Here is an 18,333-nt window from a genome sequence, read left to right on the forward strand (position 1 = left end):
TGGGCTAGCAAAATGATTCTTGGGATATTTGGTGGAATCGTACTATTTATTGGAATTGCTTTAGCCGTCAAACGCCAAAAAGATATCGTGATCGAAGGGATTCCGAAGTTGAACATTACAAGTCCAGCATTTGCAAACGATGGTGAGATTCCCGTAAATTATACCGGTAATGGGAAGGATTTGTCGCCGGAGCTGTGTTTAACAGGAGTGGATAAGAACGCCGAGACGCTAGCAGTCATCATGGATGATATGGATCATCCGCTTGTGGGCGTCTATAATCATTGGCTGATCTGGAATCTTCCCGTTCAAGAAAAAATTCCATCAGGCATCCCAGCAGGGAAGAAAGTCGCAGAGTTAGCAAACGCGGTCCAGGGAATAGGCTATGGAAAACATCGGTATCGTGGACCCAAGCCTCCCTTTGGCACCCATCGCTATAAATACAATGTCTTCGTTTTGGATACTTCCTTAGAGTTGCCCGCTTCAGCCAATAAAAAGGAACTTCTGGAAGCGATGGAGGGTCACCTGCTGCAATACGGATACTTGATCGGCCAATACGGCGTAAACTAACCGCATACAAGGTGCCAAATTTGCAACGGCTTGCTGATTACAGGTATGATGAAAGAAGTAGTAAACAAACGAGTGAAGGAGAGGACCTCTTGATTAAAACACTTCGGTTAAAAGTACCTCAATGGCAAGGCGGCAATAATCCAACCTACTCCCTGGGCGCTGATCTGCTTTCGTTTATCATTCCTAAAAATTTGGAGCAAGAAGAAATTTTAGTGCCTGTTCCTGAGTATGAGATCCCTTTGGTGAAGGAAAATGGTGTGACCGCGCAAAGCATTGTCGCGGGTATCGTGGACAAAACAAGCACGCTGATCCAAGAAGAAGCTCCTGACAAAATCATCACGATGGGGGGCGATTGTTTAGTCTCGCAAGCGCCTTTTGATTATTTGCATGGACAATATGGCGAGGAGTTAGGAATTATTTGGATTGATGCCCATCCGGATATTTCCACACCGGATATCTTTTATAATGAGCATGCAATGGTTTTAGGCAATCTGCTAAAGGACGGAGATCCGGCGCTTGCCTCAAAGGTCCAGCATCCGTTTTCTCCACAAGATGTGCTATATGTTGGGCTTCAAGAACCAACAGCTGATGAGAAAAACATTCTGGAACGATTGGGAATAGACTACAGGGTTCAAGATCAAGTGAGGCTCACACCAGAAGAGATTAAGAGCTGGTTAAATGCGCATCAGTTTACTAAGGTTGCTGTTCACTTTGACTTAGATGTGTTAGATCCGAAGGAGTTTCGTTCCTTGTACTTTGCAGAACCTGGCGTCACGGAGTTTGGAGCGGTAGCTGGCAAGATGTCGTTGCAGGAAGTAAAGGAAACGATGCAGGCAATCGCGGAACAGAGTGAAGTCGTTGGCTTGACGATCGCTGAGCTATTGCCATGGGACGTACAAAATTTGAAAAATCTGTTGAATGAATTTGATATTTTTCGATAAGAGAAAGGGATATGACAGAACTTGCTTCTGGAAGACTATTTCTTCGTAAAAAAGGGAGTGACAAGATTTTTGTCACTCCCACTTTTATTTTTGATTCATTTGCAAGGTTACTAAGGTCGTTAATGTGTCGCCGTAGTAGTCATCTTCAGATAAACCATTCTGAATCACCCAAGACTGTGAATCTACTAGGTTTCCGTAAGCTTCCTTTTTCTTTGCGGCATATAGAATAGGCGCAGAGAAGTTCTCAGACTTGTTTGATGACAAAGGTTTTCCAGCAAGCGTATAGCCTTCAGTGATCGTAGATTCTTCTAAAAAGAAGTTCATCATCTTACTTAGCACTTGATTGGCAGCTTTATCATTAGAATTCGCCAATCGCCATGGTAGCCGACAGGAATTTGCTCCGTAATTTCCGTCATTCGCACCAGCAACTTGATCCTTCTTCGCTGGGGTGACAGTCCCATCTTTTACCCAAGCAAAATCAGGAATCAAGCCGGTTTTGTGCTGGTTGCTAAGGGATTCTAACACCTTCATAGAATTAGTTTTCAGTGTTTTCCAAAAAGAATCACCGGTGAACGCTGCGAAAGTATCGAAATAGCTGGGAATGATATCCGATGGACGAACGAGGGCATAAAAATCAGAATCCTTTTTTGCCCAATCCCCAACTGTTAACAGTTTAGTGTCCGAATTATAGTTTCTTGTCTTTATTGCGGACAAGAGTTTTTTGGCGGCCCCTTTGTAGTCTGTATGGCTATCGGGCCATTGTTTACTTGCTTCAATTAAGGCATAGGCAATATCTAGATCCCCATCTGTTGCATTGGTCGTTTCCTTTTTGACCTCGGTATCTTCATCAAATTTTTGCCGCCAGCTCATTAATGGCTTGTCTTTGCTGAGTCGGAAATTTTTATAGTAGCGGTAAAAATCATAAAACTCGTTTTCTGATGCCCAGCCGCGTTTGGCCGCCTGCATCGTGATCAACATACCGTAGCCATGACCTTCAGATAGCGAGATACTTTCTTTTCCTTTTAGGCTCGTTTCAACGTAATTTCCCTCGTCGCTCTCTTTGACATAGGTGGATCGCCATTGTTGATAGGTTGTTTTTTCTACTTTAGTCTGATTATCTTTTATATTAATGATCACTGCGGCTACATACCCTAAGAAGAGCAAAGCTAGCAGTGACCACATGATTGCAGGACGTCTGCGCATGATGTTGCCTCCTAATCGTCAAAACGTTGTGTTTTATACCATTTACTGCTGTCTCTTCGAAACAATTTATCGCCAATATAAGAAAAGAGGGCGATGAACGAAATACCTATAAACAATAAAGAATAGGTAAAGTAGGACGCAATGGCATAAAAGAAATTCGCGGTGGTTGCCTGACCGAATTGGCTGGATAACGCCAATTGAACTTGAAGCAAATAAATAGAGAACATCAAAGCCCAATTGACCAGTAGCAGAGCGCCGATCTGTCGATTGCTTCCGCCAAAAGAAAAGAGGACTTCAATAGATGGAAACCAAAGATGGAGAAACATTGCGATCAGATTCGCGACAAACATGATATTTGATAAGAGGATCGCACTGGTAAACCAGAAAAACGTATTGAAGTAATAAATACTCTGTAATCGAATACGCCAATTGGAAGCACCAAAGATATCCTTCATATTATTGACAATAACCTCATAATTACCTTTCGCCCACCGCTTTCTTTGGCGATAGTACACAGACAAGGTCTCAGGCTCCTGTTGAAAGGCTTCCGCTCGTGAAGCTAGTGCAATTAGTTTTCCATCCTTCATGATTTTGAAGCTCAAGGCGGTATCTTCAGTCAAAGCACCGTTGTCCCAACCGCCCAATTCGCGAATCAGTTCAGTTTGAATAATAAAATTTGTGCCGGGAATCTGACCAATCTTGAACAGCTGCCACATTCCAGTATGAATAATTCGTTGACTGGTTACGATCTCCAAATTGATACAGCGGGTCAAAAAATTACGCTTGTAATTTCGTGTTTTGTTTCTTCCAAAGACCGCCGCATAACGTTCGGGGTTTTCCAAAGCTCTTTCCACTAAAAAATATAGGGCATTTTGTTCGGGCATGGCGTCAGCATCATATACGCACAAGTACTCTCCATGGGCGATTTTGAGTGAATCATTTAATACCCCGGCTTTACCACCGGTTCCTCTGCGATCGATCACCTTTGTTAAATAGTAGCCCTCATACTCTGGCTGCTGAAAAATGGCGTGAACGCGTTCATAGGTTTCATCGTCGCAATTATCGGCAAAAACGAGAATTTCCATCTTTTCTCGTGGGTAGTTCATGCTTAGAATCGCCTTGACTGTATCCTGAATCACGATCTCCTCATTATGGGCCGGAACAACAATGGTGATGAGGGGATAGGAGGATAATGGCTCCAAGCGATTTTTCGGCGGTTTTATATTGGTCAGTAAGAAATAAACCGCACCAAATACAATAACAAGTGTAATAATCAGTGAAAACCAAATAGAGACGATCCCAAAGATTAATAGAAAGGTACTCATCAATAATCGCGCCTCCTAAAGTAACACCAGATTCGATCTTTAATAATCAATAGACAGAGGAATAATACGATGGCAGCGATAAAAAATATTCCTGTGACAACCTTGCTTGCTTCAAAGAAATAACTGAGCAGTTGATCCATGAGTATCCCTCCTTATAAAATATATTCATTTGTCAGATCGGCTTCCGATCGACGACGTACGCGGCTGATTACTTGTTCTGCCGTCATTTCAGTCGATCCCTCAATCATTATCTCGCCAAAACGAATGACCGTATCTTGAGAATGCTCAAGATTCTTAAAGGGAAAGAGAGAAAATTGTGTTTTTGTGACGCGATTCAGCTGTTGAACAAACTTGTGACTCGCGCCATTTAGGTAAATTGGCGATAAGACGGCAAAAGTACCGTTTCCTAGATAATACTGGTCTTCCTCTGGCAAGCGGATATCACTCAATTCTTGCGCCAAAGCCTTTAATAATTGATCAGTAGCTTCATCATTCTGATATTTCAGCTGTTCAATATAATCTACTGTATAGAAGGAGACAATAAGTCCACGACCGTTATGACTATACAAATTCATGGCACATTTAAATTTCTCATAGCGTCGTTCAAATTCCTCTCGGTTGAATAACCCGGTCGTTTCATCCAGGGTGGTTAAGTATTCCCGCATACGAGGTTGAAAAGTATTTGCTCGTCGATTAAACAAAACACTATTTTTAGCGATAAGTCCTAAACTAGCGAAGATGGGAATCACCACAATCAAGTAAATCTTTTCTAGCCTCGGCATAATAATCGGGGTGTAATAAAGCAAAAACGTTCCAGTAGACATAACCAGCATTGAAAAAACTGCTACCGTGATGGTATTGCCTAAAAAACCAACAAGCAGACCTAAAAAGGCCAGCAGGGAGATGGTGACTACAGGAACAAAGCTTAATCGATCATCTAAGATCAGGTTTTGAATCAGGAAGACGGCAGCTAAAAGAATCGTCATCCATTCTACTCGAATTCGGCGTAAATATTTCATAGGTTGCTCTCCTTATTGACTGAAATCTCTTGGACGATCAGCTAATTGAAAGTAATGAGCGATCGCTTCAGTAATTCGCTCGCTGGCTTTACCGTCACCGTAGGGGTTACTGGCTTTAGCCATCTTTTCATAAGCAGTCGGATCGTCAAAGAGTTCCTTGATGGTCGTGTAGACAGTCTGGCTATCCGTTCCAACGAGCCGCAGCGTTCCAGCAGCCACGCCTTCAGGTCGTTCTGTTTGGTCGCGTAGTACCAGTACGGGAACACCTAAGGATGGGGCTTCCTCCTGTACACCGCCAGAGTCTGTCAGGATCAAATAGCTTTGCTTCGCGTAATTATGAAAATCAATCACGTCTAAAGGCTCGATCAATGAAACATTTGGTAAATGACCTAATGTTTCGTTCGCGGATTTTCGAACCGCTGGATTTTTGTGCATCGGAAAAATAAACTGTGTGTGGGTATACTCATCAGCGACTCTGCGAATGGCTTCAAAAACAGCCTTCATAGGTTCACCGAGATTTTCGCGGCGATGCATGGTGACTAAGACGATCCGCTCTTGATTCTTTGAGACTTCAGTAGGAATTTGGTAGTGTTCATCAAGGGTACTGCTCATGGCATCGATCGCAGTATTGCCAGTAATATAAATATGTTCCTCAGAATGATTTTCCATTAGCAGATTCTCTTTGCTTTTTTTGGTTGGCGCAAAGTACAGGTCCGTCAGGTCATCGGTTAATTGCCGATTCATCTCTTCTGGAAAAGGTGAATACTTGTCCCAGGTTCGTAAGCCCGCTTCCACATGTCCAATCGGAATTTGCTGATAAAAAGCACTTAAGGCTGCAGAAAAGGTCGTCGTGGTATCGCCATGAACCAGTAAAATATCTGGACGATCCTTGATTAGAATAGGGGTAAGCTTTTCTAATACCCGGCTCGTAATATCGCTTAAGGTTTGGCCTTGATGCATAATGTTTAAATCATAATCAGGAATGAGTGAAAATGAATGCAGCACTTGATCAAGCATTTCCCGATGCTGGCCAGTCACGATTATTTTGGCGTCAAAGCGGTCGTCTGCGGCTAATGTCTTTGCCAAAGGGGCCATTTTGATGGCTTCTGGTCGGGTGCCGAAAACGAGAAAAACTTTTTTCTTCATAATAAACCTCCTTGATATAGTTATAAATAATTTGATTATAATAAATATAAAATTAAATTTAATGAAATCTTACTCAGTATAGCATTCGGCCTTGTTATTTAAAATGAATACACTATGGCTGAGCGTATTAATTTTAAAATTTGTTTAGAAGTGAGCGTACTCCATTGTCTAAATGGAATAGCAGCATAAGAAAAGGCAAGAAGAATGGCTCTTCTTGCCTGTAAGTTTATTTAGCGAAAGGCGCGTTTGTCCTTCATTAGTAAAAAGACGGCAAATGCTAAAAAGATGAGGCTAAACAAGATGGTGTGGACATTAAAATAAGTGACCAATAGGCCGTTTAACAAAGCTCCCAGCATGAAGCTGAGCAAAATGATCAAGGTATCGCGAAAAGCCATTCTTTTTGCAGAATCCTGCTGGATGTAGCCTTCAAAGAAGTTGGTCGAAAGGTTTCGCAGGTTTCCTGTCATCATTAGAGACGTAAATGGTTTTCCTTTTAACCGTTGAAATTCCTGCAGCTGAGCCGCCGCTGTAATGGAAAGCAAGGCATTCGCAAGTAAGTTTGGCAAATGAGCGGAAAATAGTCCGACAATTAGCAGTAAAATGATTTCAAAGGCTAAAAACCACAGTTGCTGATTCTTGCTGATTTTGGTTTGCAGATAGCGTGCCGCCAGCGCGCCAAGCGCAAAGGCCAGGATAGGGATCAAATAATGAGGCAGCGCCCCCCAGTGACCTTGTCCTAAGTGAACGCCCAGCAAAATAAAATTCCCCGTTTGAAGTCCAGCGAACACTTCCCCATGAACTAGGTATGTATAAGCATCCAGTCCACCTGCGGTTGCCGCTAAGGCCATTCCGAATTCCAGCCGTTCATGAACTTTTTCTTCCATTTAAATTGCACCTCTTTTTTCTTCAACAGAATTCTACGACAAATAAGTAAAAACGCCAAAGGAAGTGTCTTCTGCTTGAAGCGCCCCCTGCGCTATTGCGGAATATTACATAAAAAACGCCTAACGTTTCGCTATAGTACTAGCGGTTAGGCGTTTGCTTTTTCTATTTGAATTGTCCTTTTTCCAGATGCAGCTGTTTCTCCGCGATCTTTAAGGTGCTGCTGCGGTGAGAAACGAGAACCATCGTCTTGTCCTGCAATTTTTCTTTGAAGGCGGCGAGAATGGCTTGTTCATTGACGTAATCAAGGTTGCTGGTTGGCTCGTCCAGCAAGACCAGCGGCGCGTCATAAACGAGCAGGCGAGCTAAGCCAATTCGCTGCCGTTCCCCATCGGAGATTCCGCGGGATAGCTTGCTAAGCTGTGTCTCGTAGCCTTCTGGGAGTGAAAGAATCCAGTCATGGATCGAGGCTGCTTTTGCCGCTTCTTCAATGTTTTCTTGAGAAACACTGCCACGTTTCAGAGAAATATTGTTGGCGATCGTGTCCTCAAATAAAAAGGTCGATTGCTCCATGACGCCTTCTAAATGATGAAGGGTATCCTCCTTGAGAGAGGAGAGGGGCAGGTCGTTGATCGTTATAGTTCCTTTGTCAGGGTCCCAATAGCGCATCAAAAGCTTTAGTAGTGTACTTTTTCCGCTGCCGCTTTCACCACTGATCCCGATGCTATGTCCTTGCTGCAGCGCAAAGGAAATGTCCTCCAGTACCTTCTTCTCAGTATTTGGATAGTGGAAGGCAAGGCTAGTTGCTGCCAATGTGTCGACGGATTCGACTGCTGGGCTGTTTCCTTCGAAGGTTACATAAGGTTCTTCGTGGACGAGCTGATACAAGCGCCGACCACTCGAGAAGGTTGTTAACAAGGCGTTGCCGAGATTGCCCAATGCCAAAACCGGACCAAAGGAGCTTAGACTCAGTACCACTGAAAGGACGATCGTTTCTATTGCGAGTCCCTGGCTATTGCCGTAGAAAAAGACACACAGCGTGGTTCCGATAACGATAAGTTCGCTGAACAGCTGCAACGAATTTCCTTGGAAGATGCGCCGGCGATTTTCCTGATTCAGTTTATTGCTGTCCATCGTCAGTTTGCCTAATCGTTTTTTCTCCAAATGAAACTGCGCGATGTCTTTGAGACTATTGGCGTTTTCCATGATGGTTTGACTGACTTGGACAAAGGCCTTTTTGTAGTCATCACCGATTTGAAGGTTTTTCCGATAGCTGATAAAAGGGATGATCCCACCGATTAGCAGCTGTCCAGCCAATAGGATGCCGGCCAAAGCAAAATCAAAGCTTGCGAGAAAAACAAAGGTTATCAGCGTTGTCCCTAAGGCAATGAAAACAGGGGAGATCGTATGGGCGAAAAAAACTTCCAGTGCTTCGACATCTGTTGAGATGGAGGTGATCAATTCTCCGCTGTTTTTTCCTGTTAGACGAGCAGAGCCGACCTTTCTCAAAGCGAGGAAGATTTCCTCCCGAATATGAGCCAATAACGAAAAGGCAATGTCATGGTTCTGATACTGTTCCAAATAACGAGTGATCCCTCGAACCACTCCGCAGCCAATCAAAAGAGTTAAAATCAGCGACAGGTTCACCGTATCACCAGCGATTAAACGAAGCAGGGTGAGGGTACTGATGACAGGAATCGCGACGACAGCCAAATTGCTGAGAATTCCTAATAAGATCGCTAGGATCATTTTCCCTTTGAAGGGCTTCGTGAAAGAAAGCAGCCAGCGAATCAAAACACTATCCTTCATTTTCTGTCACTCCCTTCATTTGACGAGTTTCTTCAATAAAATAGGCCTTAAAGTAGTCGGAAGTTTGTTCCAGCTCTTGGGGTGTTCCAGCTTCGACGACCGTCCCCTCTTTGAAGACATAAACACGGTCTGCCTCTAAGACGTTGTACAAACGATGGGAAACAAAGATCACGATTGCCTGCTGTGCCAGTTTTTTGAGGGTGTGAAGAATAATTTCTTCACTCTCGATATCCACCCCAGAGGTAATCTCATCAAAAATATACAGCTCAGCCGAAGTCGCTAAGGCTCGGGCTAGAATCAGCCGTTGTCGTTGACCGCCAGATAGATTCTTTCCGTTTTCTTCTAAGACTGTGTCTAATTGTTCAGGCAGCTGTCTGACAAAATCCGCCAGCTTTACTTGCTCTAGCAATTGCCATAGTTCAGTATCAGTTAGCGAGGACTTAGCCAGCAACAGGTTTTCCCGAATGCTGTCAGCGTAAAGGAAATCCTTCGTATTGACCAGCATCGCCTTTTCTAAAACTGTCGAGCGATTCAGGTCCTTCAGCTCGGTCTGGTTCCAGTGAATCCTCCCTTGATAGTCATCTAATTGATTCAGCAGCAGCTGAGCGAAGGTACTTTTTCCGGAGCCGGATTTTCCTACAAAGGCCGTAAAGGTTCCTTTTTTCAAAGTTATGGAGACAGCATTAATCGCCTGACTTTGCTGCTTTTCATAAGTGAAAGTCAGCTGCTTCACAGTGACTGTATCTAAGGATTCTGTCCACTCTTTAATGGTTCCATCGTTTTTTTCCGGCAAGGCGAGATAATCGAAAATTTTCCCACAGGAGCTGATCCCATTCATGGCCACATGGAAAAGAGAACCTAACTGCCGCATCGGCAAGAAAAATTCCGCGCCGACTAAGATAAAGAGCAACACGCCATAAACGGTCAAGTACTGTTGTTGAAAGGCGATCAGAGCCAGCCCAATTCCTAAAGCCGCACCACTGTAGGAAAAAATATCCATGATGGTAATCGAGTTTAATTGCATCGACAATAGGCTCATAGTTGCCTTGCGGAATTTTTGCGCGTCTGCCGCTAATTCCCGCTGCTTAGCATCGTCTTGGTCATAAGCCTTCAAGACACTGAGAGCACTCAAGCTTTCGTGGAAGCGAGTGCCAAGATTTGTATAGTCATCCCAGTATTTGCTCAAGATCCGCTTGGCGATCTTCATCACCGCCATGATGGTAAGAGGAATGAAGGGGACACAAATCAGCATAGCGACAGCCGGCTGCCAAGCGAGTGAAACTAAATAAGCAAACAGCATCAAAGAGGCCAATAGGCAATAAAAGAGCTGCGGCAAAAAATGCGCATAGTACATCTCCAGTTGCTCAATACCGTCACCAGCAAGCTGAGCTAAAGTCGTCGCTGGCAATTGGCGGGAAGTATTCCCTAAGCGAAAAGCCTTTTCCATCACTTGCTTACGCAACGCGACCCGCAATTCTGCGGAAGCCTGATCTGTCAGATTCGCGGATAAGCGGATAAGAATCAGTTTCCCAGCTAGAGCCAGCAGAATCAAACCAAAGGGTCGGCTTAGTTCAAGGGATAGTCCCTGCATCACTTGACTTAATAATAGGGCCAATGTCCGCCAAATATATAAAGATAGTCCCAGACCAATACAGCGAATCACCACCTGCAGGATCAGGGTCTTCTTTTTAGCAATCGCAAATAAGCGGCGATCAATCATTTGGTTCGCCCGCCTTTACCGCTGCTTTTTTCCCACGCAGGTACCAGGTCAGGCCAATCACGTGGGCAATGTAGACGATGACTAGGCAAATCCGCATCGGTGTGTTATCCACTAAAAGACCGGGAATCAGAAAGACGATAAGGATCATCAAGAACATCTTCACCATCCCAGCGTTGGTGATCTTCTTTTTAACGATGGGTTCCTCCACCGCTCGCTTATAAAAAGAAGAATGGATAAATTTGTTGTAATATTTATCTGAACTACGCAGCCAAAAGAAGGCTGTCAGTAAATAAAAGACCGTAGTCGGTAAGAAGGGAAGAAAAATACCCAAGGTTCCTAGTGCAAAGGTAATCGCACCAAGAGAAAAATAAATGATTTTTTTCACATGTATGACCTCCAATGAATGAATTAAAAGAAAGAGCTTACCAGCCTATCTTATGCTAAATGAAAATGATTATCAATCTCTTCTCAGCGTTCTTTTATCCAAAAATAAAAATAATTGTCGATCTTTTGGGAAACAAGAGATCAGCGTTTAACAAAACGCTAGAATGACAAGCACGACAGTAGACGGAATCGTTTTTCATTTCTCCAGCCAAAAAGCGTCGAATCAACGAACTATTTCCATCTTTAGTAAAGTGGCGTAAGATATTTTATGTAGAAGAAAGTCGTAACGTCGTCAAAGTCACTTGTCTGTTGTAGATCAATCGAAAAGGGGTTAGATTGTGAAGAAGTTTTTAAGGTGGAGCGTCGTTGTTCTGTTTTTTCTGCTTAGCGGCTGTGGCGGGAAAGAGGCAGACAAAAACGCAAAGGGTGCATCTTCAGAGAGAACTGCCGAGTCAACTAAGGCAAAGGAAGAGGCACAGGTACAGCTGAATTTTTCAGCAGTGGGCGATAATTTGATTCATGATTTCATTTATGACCATTTGAGGCAGCTGGATGGCACGTATCGATTTGATGAAATGTATGAACCCACGCAATATTTGAATAAGGATCGAGATATAGCCTACATCAATCTGGAGACGATCTGTGGGGGAGAAGAACTGGGATTATCTGGTTATCCCACCTTCAATGGTCCAACACAGGTGTTGGATTCGCTGCATAAGGCTGGCTACAACTGGCTATCTGCTGCCAGCAACCACACCATGGATAAAGGAGAAGAAGGAATCGTTAAACAGCTGGAGTATCTGGAGAGATACCCAGACATTACGGTGACAGGATCGCAAAAATCTCCTGAAGCGAAGCGCCTGCAGGTGAAGGAAATCAAAGGTGTCAAGGTCGGCTTGATGTCCTATACCTTCGGCTTAAACGGTATTCCGCTGCCGGAAGGCAAGGAATATCTGGTCAATCTGATTGATGAAGAGCAGATAAAGAGGGACATGCAGGAATTGAACACGCAAAGTGATGTCCAAATCGTCAGTATGCATTGGGGTGAAGAATATCAATTTGTTCCGAATGAAACACAGACGCAACTCGCTCAGCTCTTAAGCGATGCCGGGGTCGATGTAATCGTTGGCGGTCATCCTCATGTGATTCAGCCGATGGATTATTTGACGGGTGAAGCAGGCAATCAAACCTTAGTCATGTATTCTTTAGGGAACTTTATTTCCTCCCAAGCGGAAAATGACCGAATGCTTGGCGGCATGGGACGCTGGACCATCGATTACGATAAAAAGAAGAAAGACATCAAATTTGAACAGGTCGAATTTTGGCCGACGATCACCTATATCGGCGATAATTACCAAACCTATAAGACCTATGCGCTGAAAGATTACACGGATGAGCTGGCGGCTCAGCATATGATCCATGTCAATCAGGGACAAGATTTGTCGCGGAATTATTTTATCGAACGAACAAAGCAGATCATGAACGATAAAGTAAAAATCGTTTATTAAAAAGACCGCAAGTCAAATCAAGCGACAGAGTTCTCTGCTTTCTATAATAAATGTAGGGTAGTCGAAACGGGGTGAACAGGATGTATGAATGGCAGCGGCAGATTCAGCAGATCGTGGATGAGATCGATCAGTGCATCAAAAGCTATAATGACGAGGCATTGACACTGCGAAGACTTTCCCGCAAACTGGGGTATTCGGAGTTTTATACGACACGAAAATTCAAAGAAATTTCCGGCATGGCTTTTCGCGAGTATTTGCGCCAGCGAAAATTGGCCTTTGCTTTAAAGGAAGTTCGGGACAACCAGAAAAGTCTTTTGGATATCGCCTTTGATTATGGATTCTCTTCACATGAAGCCTTTACTCGCGCATTCAAACAGATGTACGGCGTGGCGCCTAGCGAGTATCGCAGATGTCCGAAGCCTGTTGTACTGCGAACAAGGATCAGCCCTTTTGACCGCTACTTTTTAGGATTGGGAGAGATTGGCATGGTGAAATCAACCAATGAGATCAAAACGTATTTTGTGACGATTCCGGACCACAAGTTTTTACACATCAAAAATACTCAAAGCAACGGCTACTGGGACTTCTGGCAGAAGCAAAGTCAGATTCCCGGGAAAGACTGCGACACGATCAGCGGTCTATTAGACAGCATCAAAGGGAAATTAGACGATAACGGCGGCAGTAAAACAGACAGCAGCAGTGGACAAGTGATGGCGTACATCAGTGATCCAGAGGGGCGTTTGTGTGATTGGGGCTTCTTGCGATCAGAATGCTACGGGGCACGTCTGCCGGCAGAGTATCAAGGAGAGGTACCTGAGCAGATGCTTTTGATGGATGTACCAGAAGCGGAATACCTGGTCTTTGAACACGGCCCGTTTGATTACGAACAGGAAAATCGCAGTGTGGAGGAAAAAGTGGAAGAAGCGATGGCGCACTTTGACTTCTCTGAGACAGACTATAGCTACGATACTACGCCGGGCAGGGTGATCTACTTTTACCATGATCCAGAACGCTTTTGGAAATATGTGCGACCAGTCAAAAAAATATAAGGAAAAACAGCGGCATTGATCAAACATCGATGCCGCTGTTTTTAGTTGTAAGAAATGAAAATAAATGTATCTATCGATCAAAAAACGCATCAACAATTTTTAGTGAAGTTCTGGCCATAGACCTTTATTGGCTTCATACAATTCGTCTAAAACTTTTTTCCCAACAGTATAATTAGGGATGGTTTTATTTAATAGGACTGCTTCTAATGCTGTTTGATATGAGCCAGACAAGGCAGCGTCTACCGTCAGTTTTTCATAAGCTTTTTGCATCTCCATCAACCCTTTTTGCATAGTAGGTATCTCACCGATGTTGATGGTTTCTGCCCCCATTGATCCTACGTACGCAGGTGTTTCTACAACTGCTTCTGGATCAAAGTTAGAGATGGCCCCATGATTCTTTTTGTTTACAGTAAAACGTTCTCTTGTATTATGGATGATTGCATAAGCAATATCCACGATATAATTTCCATGTACGCCTGCATGCAGAGAAGAATCTTTTGCCGAACCTGCTGCGATTACTCGGCGGCACTCATCATAGATACGTTTTTCTCTTCCTTGCATAACGAAATCTCCACGAGTGAAGGATGGGTCATCATGAGCCACCATTTCATCAGGTGTCAAATAATACTGCAGGTAGCAATTAGGGAAATATTCTGGGAAACGTTTGAATAGACTGACCATTTGTTTGTACGTATCAATCCAATATTGATCTCCCTCAGTTTCGTCATTCGACATTAACAAGGTATCTATTTTTCCACTAAGGACATCTTCTCGAAGCTGAGGCAATAGATCCTTTCCTGTTTCATCAATGACATTGGTCCACCAGCCGAAATGATTTAAACCGAAATACTTGAAAGTAAGATCCTGCAGATCTTTATTGAAATATTTTGCGATTGCACCTTCAATTGAGATAGGCATATCACAAATACACAAAACGTTTGCGTCAGGGAATTCCCGATAGATCGCTTCTGATAAGATCGCTTCCGGGTTGGTATAATTGAGTATCCAAGCATTTGGACAGATTTGCTTCACCTTACGAATAATTTCCAGTATTGCTGGAATGACTCTCATGGCAAAAGAAAATCCTCCAAGACCGCAAGTTTCTTGACCGACCACACCATTGTTTAAACAAATTTTTTCATCGATTGCTCGCTGTTTGTTCAAACCCGGACGAATCTGCATGAATAAGAAATCTGCTCCCTGTAATGCTTCATCAAGATCTGTGGTATAGGAAACAGTTACTTTAGATCCTGTTTCTGCATAATACATTTTCGTATATTGTCCTAATAAGGAAACACGTTCAGCATCGTTATCATACAAAACTAATTCCTTAAGATGAAGTTCTTCGGCACGCTTTCTCAAAACTTCTAAAATTCCAGGTGATTGAGTGGAGCCTCCGCCGATCATTACAAACTTGTTGCTCATTGATTCATTCCTCCAATAATTCTACTAATTCTTTATTATGCTTTTGTTGCTTTTAGTTGAGACATGTAAGCTTCAACTTTTTCTCGTTCTTCTTCTACCCCTACACCGATAATGATTTGGATATGTTTACCTTTATCAACGATTCCAGAGGCTTTGACCTTTTCTTTCAAAATGGACATGTTCACTTTTGTCTCATCTTTGACGTCAACACGAAGTCGGGTGTAGCAATTGATGATGTTTTCAATATTGTCAGCACCACCTAAACCTGCTACGATATTTTGTATTTGTGGCTCAAATTCCGAATTTTCATCAATAACATCTACAGTAGAATCGATAGAAGCGGCATCCATTGTTTGATCCTCTGCCGATTTCTTTTCTCTTCCTAAAGTTGGGATGTTTAAACGAATAATCAACGTTTTGAAGACGAAATATTCAAGTAATGCTGTAGCTGCGATTACAATAGGCAACAGATATTGATGCCCTAACGAGCTAGGGAATGCAAAACTATTTATAATCATATTGATCCCAGTATCAAATTGAATATTGATTCCGACAATGTTTGTGATAAATAGCGTCAAACCGTATACAACAGAATGAGCTAACCAAAGTACAGGAGATAAGAATAAGAATAGAAATTCTAACGGTTCAGTAACTCCCGCTAAAAATGCAGTAGTGACAGTAGGAATCAAAATTGCTGCGACTTTTTTACGGTTCTCTGGTCGAGACGTTTTCCAGATGGCAAACGCAATACCAATTGGTAATGAAATGGACCCTAGATTAGATAGGTAACCAATAGAAGGATGCATAGTAGTAATTTGACTAGCATTGCCTAATTCAGCTAACCAGATGTTAAATGCTCCATTGTACATTTGGCCAGCGATCTCTGCAGACCCTCCCAGTGGAGTATAAAAAATTGGCATCCATAAGAAATGATGCAAACCTAATGGCAATAACATCCGATTCAAGAATCCATAGAAGAAGAACCCAGCCGCCCCAGCGGTTGTAGTTGTTTTAACTACAGATTCTACTCCAGCATTGATGATCGGCCATACATAAGTGATCCCAATAGCGAATAAAATAGTAGCGAATACGATCAAGATGTAAACGGATTTCGTACCTGAATAAGGAGAAAGATATTTGTGCAGTTTAATTTCTCCAAATTTATTCACCATAAAACCAACAAACACACCTAAAAGAATACCTAAAAACACACCCATATCGGTTACTTGAATACCGAAAACCATTCCTTGACCAGTACCGTAAAGCCCTTGTTCTCCAGCCTTTGCTAGTCGATCAGTCAGAGTCAACCAAGCATTGTTTGCATACAAAAAGATGAGATAGGTAACAATACCAAGTATGGCAGCATCTGTTTTATATTTTGGTTTTGCTAATGCTGCAGCAATTCCGACACAAAAAATGGCGCTTAATTGACCAATCATCCCTCCAGAAAGAATATTGAAGACAAAATTTCCGACCTCTTTTGAAAAGGAAGGCATAACTTCCAGTTTTAAGATTGCACATACAGAGAGGATGATCCCGGTTACCGCCATGAACATAACTGGTTGAATAATGGCTTTAGAAAAGGTACTTGCTGATTTCATAAACTTTTCTTTCATTTGTTGTTCACCTCTATTTTTTTCTTTTTCATTTTTTAACTGACAGGAATTCGTATGTCACCGTAATGACAAGTTTCTATTTTGTTCTGAATGAAGAGCTCTTTCATTTGAGGATCACATAATAGTGCTACTTCTCTTGTTCGTTGAATATTAAAAGAGGAGTGGAAATACAAGTGCTCATCAACGAAAGCTGGATGGACCATCAATTCGGTTATTTGTTCGTCCGCCACTTGGTTCAAGACCGATTGAATCTCTTCAAAACATTGTTTACGGTTGGATTCTAATGGAGTTGTGAGATCACGAATATGCTTATGGTTCATAAGATCTAAAAAGCCAGTAATACATTTTTGATGAGGCAAAGCGACTTGTTCTTCTAACCCATAAGCATTTCTAAAACACAGTTGATACTTTTCCGCAATTTTTTTAGTAATTTCTTGATTTTCCGGAAATGTATGAACATGATGATGACTGTCAAGGTGTGTTAGTTCCAGACCCTGTTCTAATAGGTAATCAATTTGACTAGACCATTCTTCAAAAATCTCTTGTTCATCCATGTTTGATCGATTTGTTTTATATTCCTTCAATCCGAAGAAATTTCCATCTTCCTTCACTAAAGTAGAACGTTCGTACAAAGGCGCGCCGCATGTCAAAACTAAATGTCCACCAACACCGAATGAAGGATTTTCTTTGGCCAATTCAATCGCTTCATCACAGCCGGGCATATTTGCCATCAATGTTGCTGATGTTAAAACTCCTTTTTTAAAAGAGTTGATGATCCCTAGGTTCACAGCTGTTGAATACCCAAAATCATCGGCATTGATAATAACTTTTTTCATATTTAAACCTCGCTTATTAAAGAAATTACTTTCATACAATTGTATTTGCTTTCTTTATGCTCGTAGTATAGTATAAATAGAGAGCGCATACAACGCTTGTAAATAAGGTTGGTTTCGCTTTCTATAAATGAAATTACTTTCACGGAGGACCAGGAATGGTGAAGATTTATTACTTCAATCGTCTTTTTCCAAATAATCATCTTCGACAAGATGACGAAAAAATAATAGAAAGTATCATTGAAGAAATTGAAAATGGACTCACTGTAAGCATCAAAGCAGTTGCCGAAAAAAATTATACTTCGCAGTCTTCCATCAGTCGATTAGCTAAGCGAGCAGGATTTAATAATTTTAAAGAATTGATTTTCTTTTTAACCAATACATTTTCTGTGAGTTCATCGAATCAATTAGATTCGCTGCCTTTTGTTTCCGCAAATCAGGAATGGGATAGAATAGACGAATGTTTTACAAATGCTTTTTCTACAAAGAAAATCTATTTATTTGGCGAAGGATTTTGTCAATTTCTAGTAGAGTATACGTATAGAAAGTTACTTTTGAAAAAAATCTATGCGATAGATTTAGAAGGTGTAGAGATAAAATTAGTATCTGACGAAACCCCGCATACGTTGATTACCTTCTCGCAATCGGGTGAAAATAAACGTGGCCTGATTAAAATGAAAGAATGCAAAGAGTATGGGGGTACAGTGATTGCATTGACTGCAACAGAAGGCAGTAGTTATGTGAGAGAGAGTGATCTTTCTTTCATTGTCGAACGAGGCGCAACTGGAGTCGATCAGGAAAATCAGAATTTGAATTATTTTTACGGAAATTCCCTCAATTTAATTGAATACTTGATTGATCGATGTACACAAAAAAAGTAAGCTCTCATTGTAGAGCTTACTTTTT

The 18,333-nt window shown here is 42.2% G+C and carries 17 protein-coding genes; 5 read left to right on the plus strand and 12 right to left on the minus strand.

From position 1 onward, the window contains the following. The first annotated feature begins 12 nt into the window (after positions 1 to 12). On the plus strand, positions 13 to 567 hold the full coding sequence (locus tag RV13_RS00540; protein ID WP_010745149.1) for a YbhB/YbcL family Raf kinase inhibitor-like protein: 555 nt from the start codon (positions 13 to 15) through the stop codon (positions 565 to 567). A gap of 89 nt (positions 568 to 656) precedes the next feature. Beyond that, positions 657 to 1,508 (plus strand): arginase family protein, encoded by an 852-nt coding sequence (locus RV13_RS00545; protein ID WP_010745150.1) that lies wholly within the window; start codon positions 657 to 659, stop codon positions 1,506 to 1,508. A gap of 84 nt (positions 1,509 to 1,592) precedes the next feature. On the opposite strand, the gene RV13_RS00550 is transcribed toward RV13_RS00545, so the two are convergent. The 9 genes from RV13_RS00550 to RV13_RS00585 form a co-directional block, all read right to left on the minus strand. Continuing rightward, a complete protein-coding gene (locus tag RV13_RS00550; protein ID WP_010745151.1) occupies positions 1,593 to 2,711 on the minus strand; it encodes a family 8 glycosyl hydrolase in 1,119 nt (372 codons plus the stop codon). A gap of 11 nt (positions 2,712 to 2,722) precedes the next feature. Continuing rightward, entirely contained in the window at positions 2,723 to 4,036 is a 1,314-nt protein-coding gene (locus tag RV13_RS00555) for a glycosyltransferase family 2 protein (protein WP_010745152.1), read from the minus strand. Next, positions 4,036 to 4,176 carry a hypothetical protein gene (locus RV13_RS20915; RefSeq protein WP_010745153.1) on the minus strand — a complete coding sequence of 47 codons (141 nt, stop codon included), beginning with the start codon at positions 4,174 to 4,176 and terminating at the stop codon, positions 4,036 to 4,038. The genes RV13_RS00555 and RV13_RS20915 overlap by 1 nt, the downstream gene beginning before the upstream one ends. Positions 4,177 to 4,188: 12 nt before the next feature. After that, positions 4,189 to 5,055 (minus strand): GGDEF domain-containing protein, encoded by an 867-nt coding sequence (locus RV13_RS00560; protein WP_010745154.1) that lies wholly within the window; start codon positions 5,053 to 5,055, stop codon positions 4,189 to 4,191. Between the two features lie 12 nt (positions 5,056 to 5,067). Next, positions 5,068 to 6,201 carry a non-hydrolyzing UDP-N-acetylglucosamine 2-epimerase gene (gene wecB / locus RV13_RS00565; protein WP_010745155.1) on the minus strand — a complete coding sequence of 378 codons (1,134 nt, stop codon included), beginning with the start codon at positions 6,199 to 6,201 and terminating at the stop codon, positions 5,068 to 5,070. A 230-nt stretch (positions 6,202 to 6,431) separates the two neighbouring features. Continuing rightward, a complete protein-coding gene (locus tag RV13_RS00570) occupies positions 6,432 to 7,085 on the minus strand; it encodes a YoaK family protein (protein WP_010745156.1) in 654 nt (217 codons plus the stop codon). 163 nt (positions 7,086 to 7,248) lie between these two features. Further along, positions 7,249 to 8,892, minus strand: a complete 1,644-nt coding sequence (locus tag RV13_RS00575) for an amino acid ABC transporter ATP-binding/permease protein (RefSeq protein WP_010745157.1) — start codon at positions 8,890 to 8,892, stop codon at positions 7,249 to 7,251. Further along, positions 8,882 to 10,612 carry an ABC transporter ATP-binding protein/permease gene (locus RV13_RS00580; RefSeq protein WP_010745158.1) on the minus strand — a complete coding sequence of 577 codons (1,731 nt, stop codon included), beginning with the start codon at positions 10,610 to 10,612 and terminating at the stop codon, positions 8,882 to 8,884. The genes RV13_RS00575 and RV13_RS00580 overlap by 11 nt, the downstream gene beginning before the upstream one ends. Beyond that, positions 10,605 to 10,997: a YbaN family protein gene (locus tag RV13_RS00585; RefSeq protein WP_010745159.1), complete on the minus strand. Its 393-nt coding sequence runs from the start codon at positions 10,995 to 10,997 to the stop codon at positions 10,605 to 10,607. Before RV13_RS00585 ends, RV13_RS00580 begins: the two co-directional genes overlap by 8 nt. Positions 10,998 to 11,334: 337 nt before the next feature. Here RV13_RS00585 and RV13_RS00590 point away from each other — a divergent pair, with 337 nt between their 5' ends. Both RV13_RS00590 and RV13_RS00595 read left to right on the plus strand, forming a co-directional pair. Next, positions 11,335 to 12,504 carry a CapA family protein gene (locus RV13_RS00590; RefSeq protein WP_010745160.1) on the plus strand — a complete coding sequence of 390 codons (1,170 nt, stop codon included), beginning with the start codon at positions 11,335 to 11,337 and terminating at the stop codon, positions 12,502 to 12,504. An 80-nt stretch (positions 12,505 to 12,584) separates the two neighbouring features. Further along, positions 12,585 to 13,553, plus strand: a complete 969-nt coding sequence (locus RV13_RS00595; RefSeq protein ID WP_010745161.1) for a helix-turn-helix transcriptional regulator — start codon at positions 12,585 to 12,587, stop codon at positions 13,551 to 13,553. Between the two features lie 99 nt (positions 13,554 to 13,652). Here the strand turns inward: RV13_RS00595 and RV13_RS00600 are convergent, their stop codons facing one another. The 3 genes from RV13_RS00600 to RV13_RS00610 are packed head-to-tail and all read right to left on the minus strand — an operon-like array spanning position 13,653 to position 17,430. Continuing rightward, positions 13,653 to 14,978, minus strand: a complete 1,326-nt coding sequence (locus tag RV13_RS00600; protein ID WP_010745162.1) for a family 4 glycosyl hydrolase — start codon at positions 14,976 to 14,978, stop codon at positions 13,653 to 13,655. A 35-nt stretch (positions 14,979 to 15,013) separates the two neighbouring features. Then, positions 15,014 to 16,594 carry a PTS transporter subunit EIIC gene (locus tag RV13_RS00605; RefSeq protein ID WP_028020038.1) on the minus strand — a complete coding sequence of 527 codons (1,581 nt, stop codon included), beginning with the start codon at positions 16,592 to 16,594 and terminating at the stop codon, positions 15,014 to 15,016. 35 nt (positions 16,595 to 16,629) lie between these two features. Continuing rightward, positions 16,630 to 17,430 carry a carbohydrate deacetylase gene (locus RV13_RS00610; protein WP_010745164.1) on the minus strand — a complete coding sequence of 267 codons (801 nt, stop codon included), beginning with the start codon at positions 17,428 to 17,430 and terminating at the stop codon, positions 16,630 to 16,632. 155 nt (positions 17,431 to 17,585) lie between these two features. Here RV13_RS00610 and RV13_RS00615 point away from each other — a divergent pair, with 155 nt between their 5' ends. Then, positions 17,586 to 18,308: a MurR/RpiR family transcriptional regulator gene (locus RV13_RS00615; protein WP_010745165.1), complete on the plus strand. Its 723-nt coding sequence runs from the start codon at positions 17,586 to 17,588 to the stop codon at positions 18,306 to 18,308. The last annotated feature ends 25 nt before the right edge of the window (positions 18,309 to 18,333 follow it).

This window comes from Enterococcus raffinosus (assembly GCF_001886185.1).
GTDB classification, from domain to species: domain Bacteria; phylum Bacillota; class Bacilli; order Lactobacillales; family Enterococcaceae; genus Enterococcus_A; species Enterococcus_A raffinosus.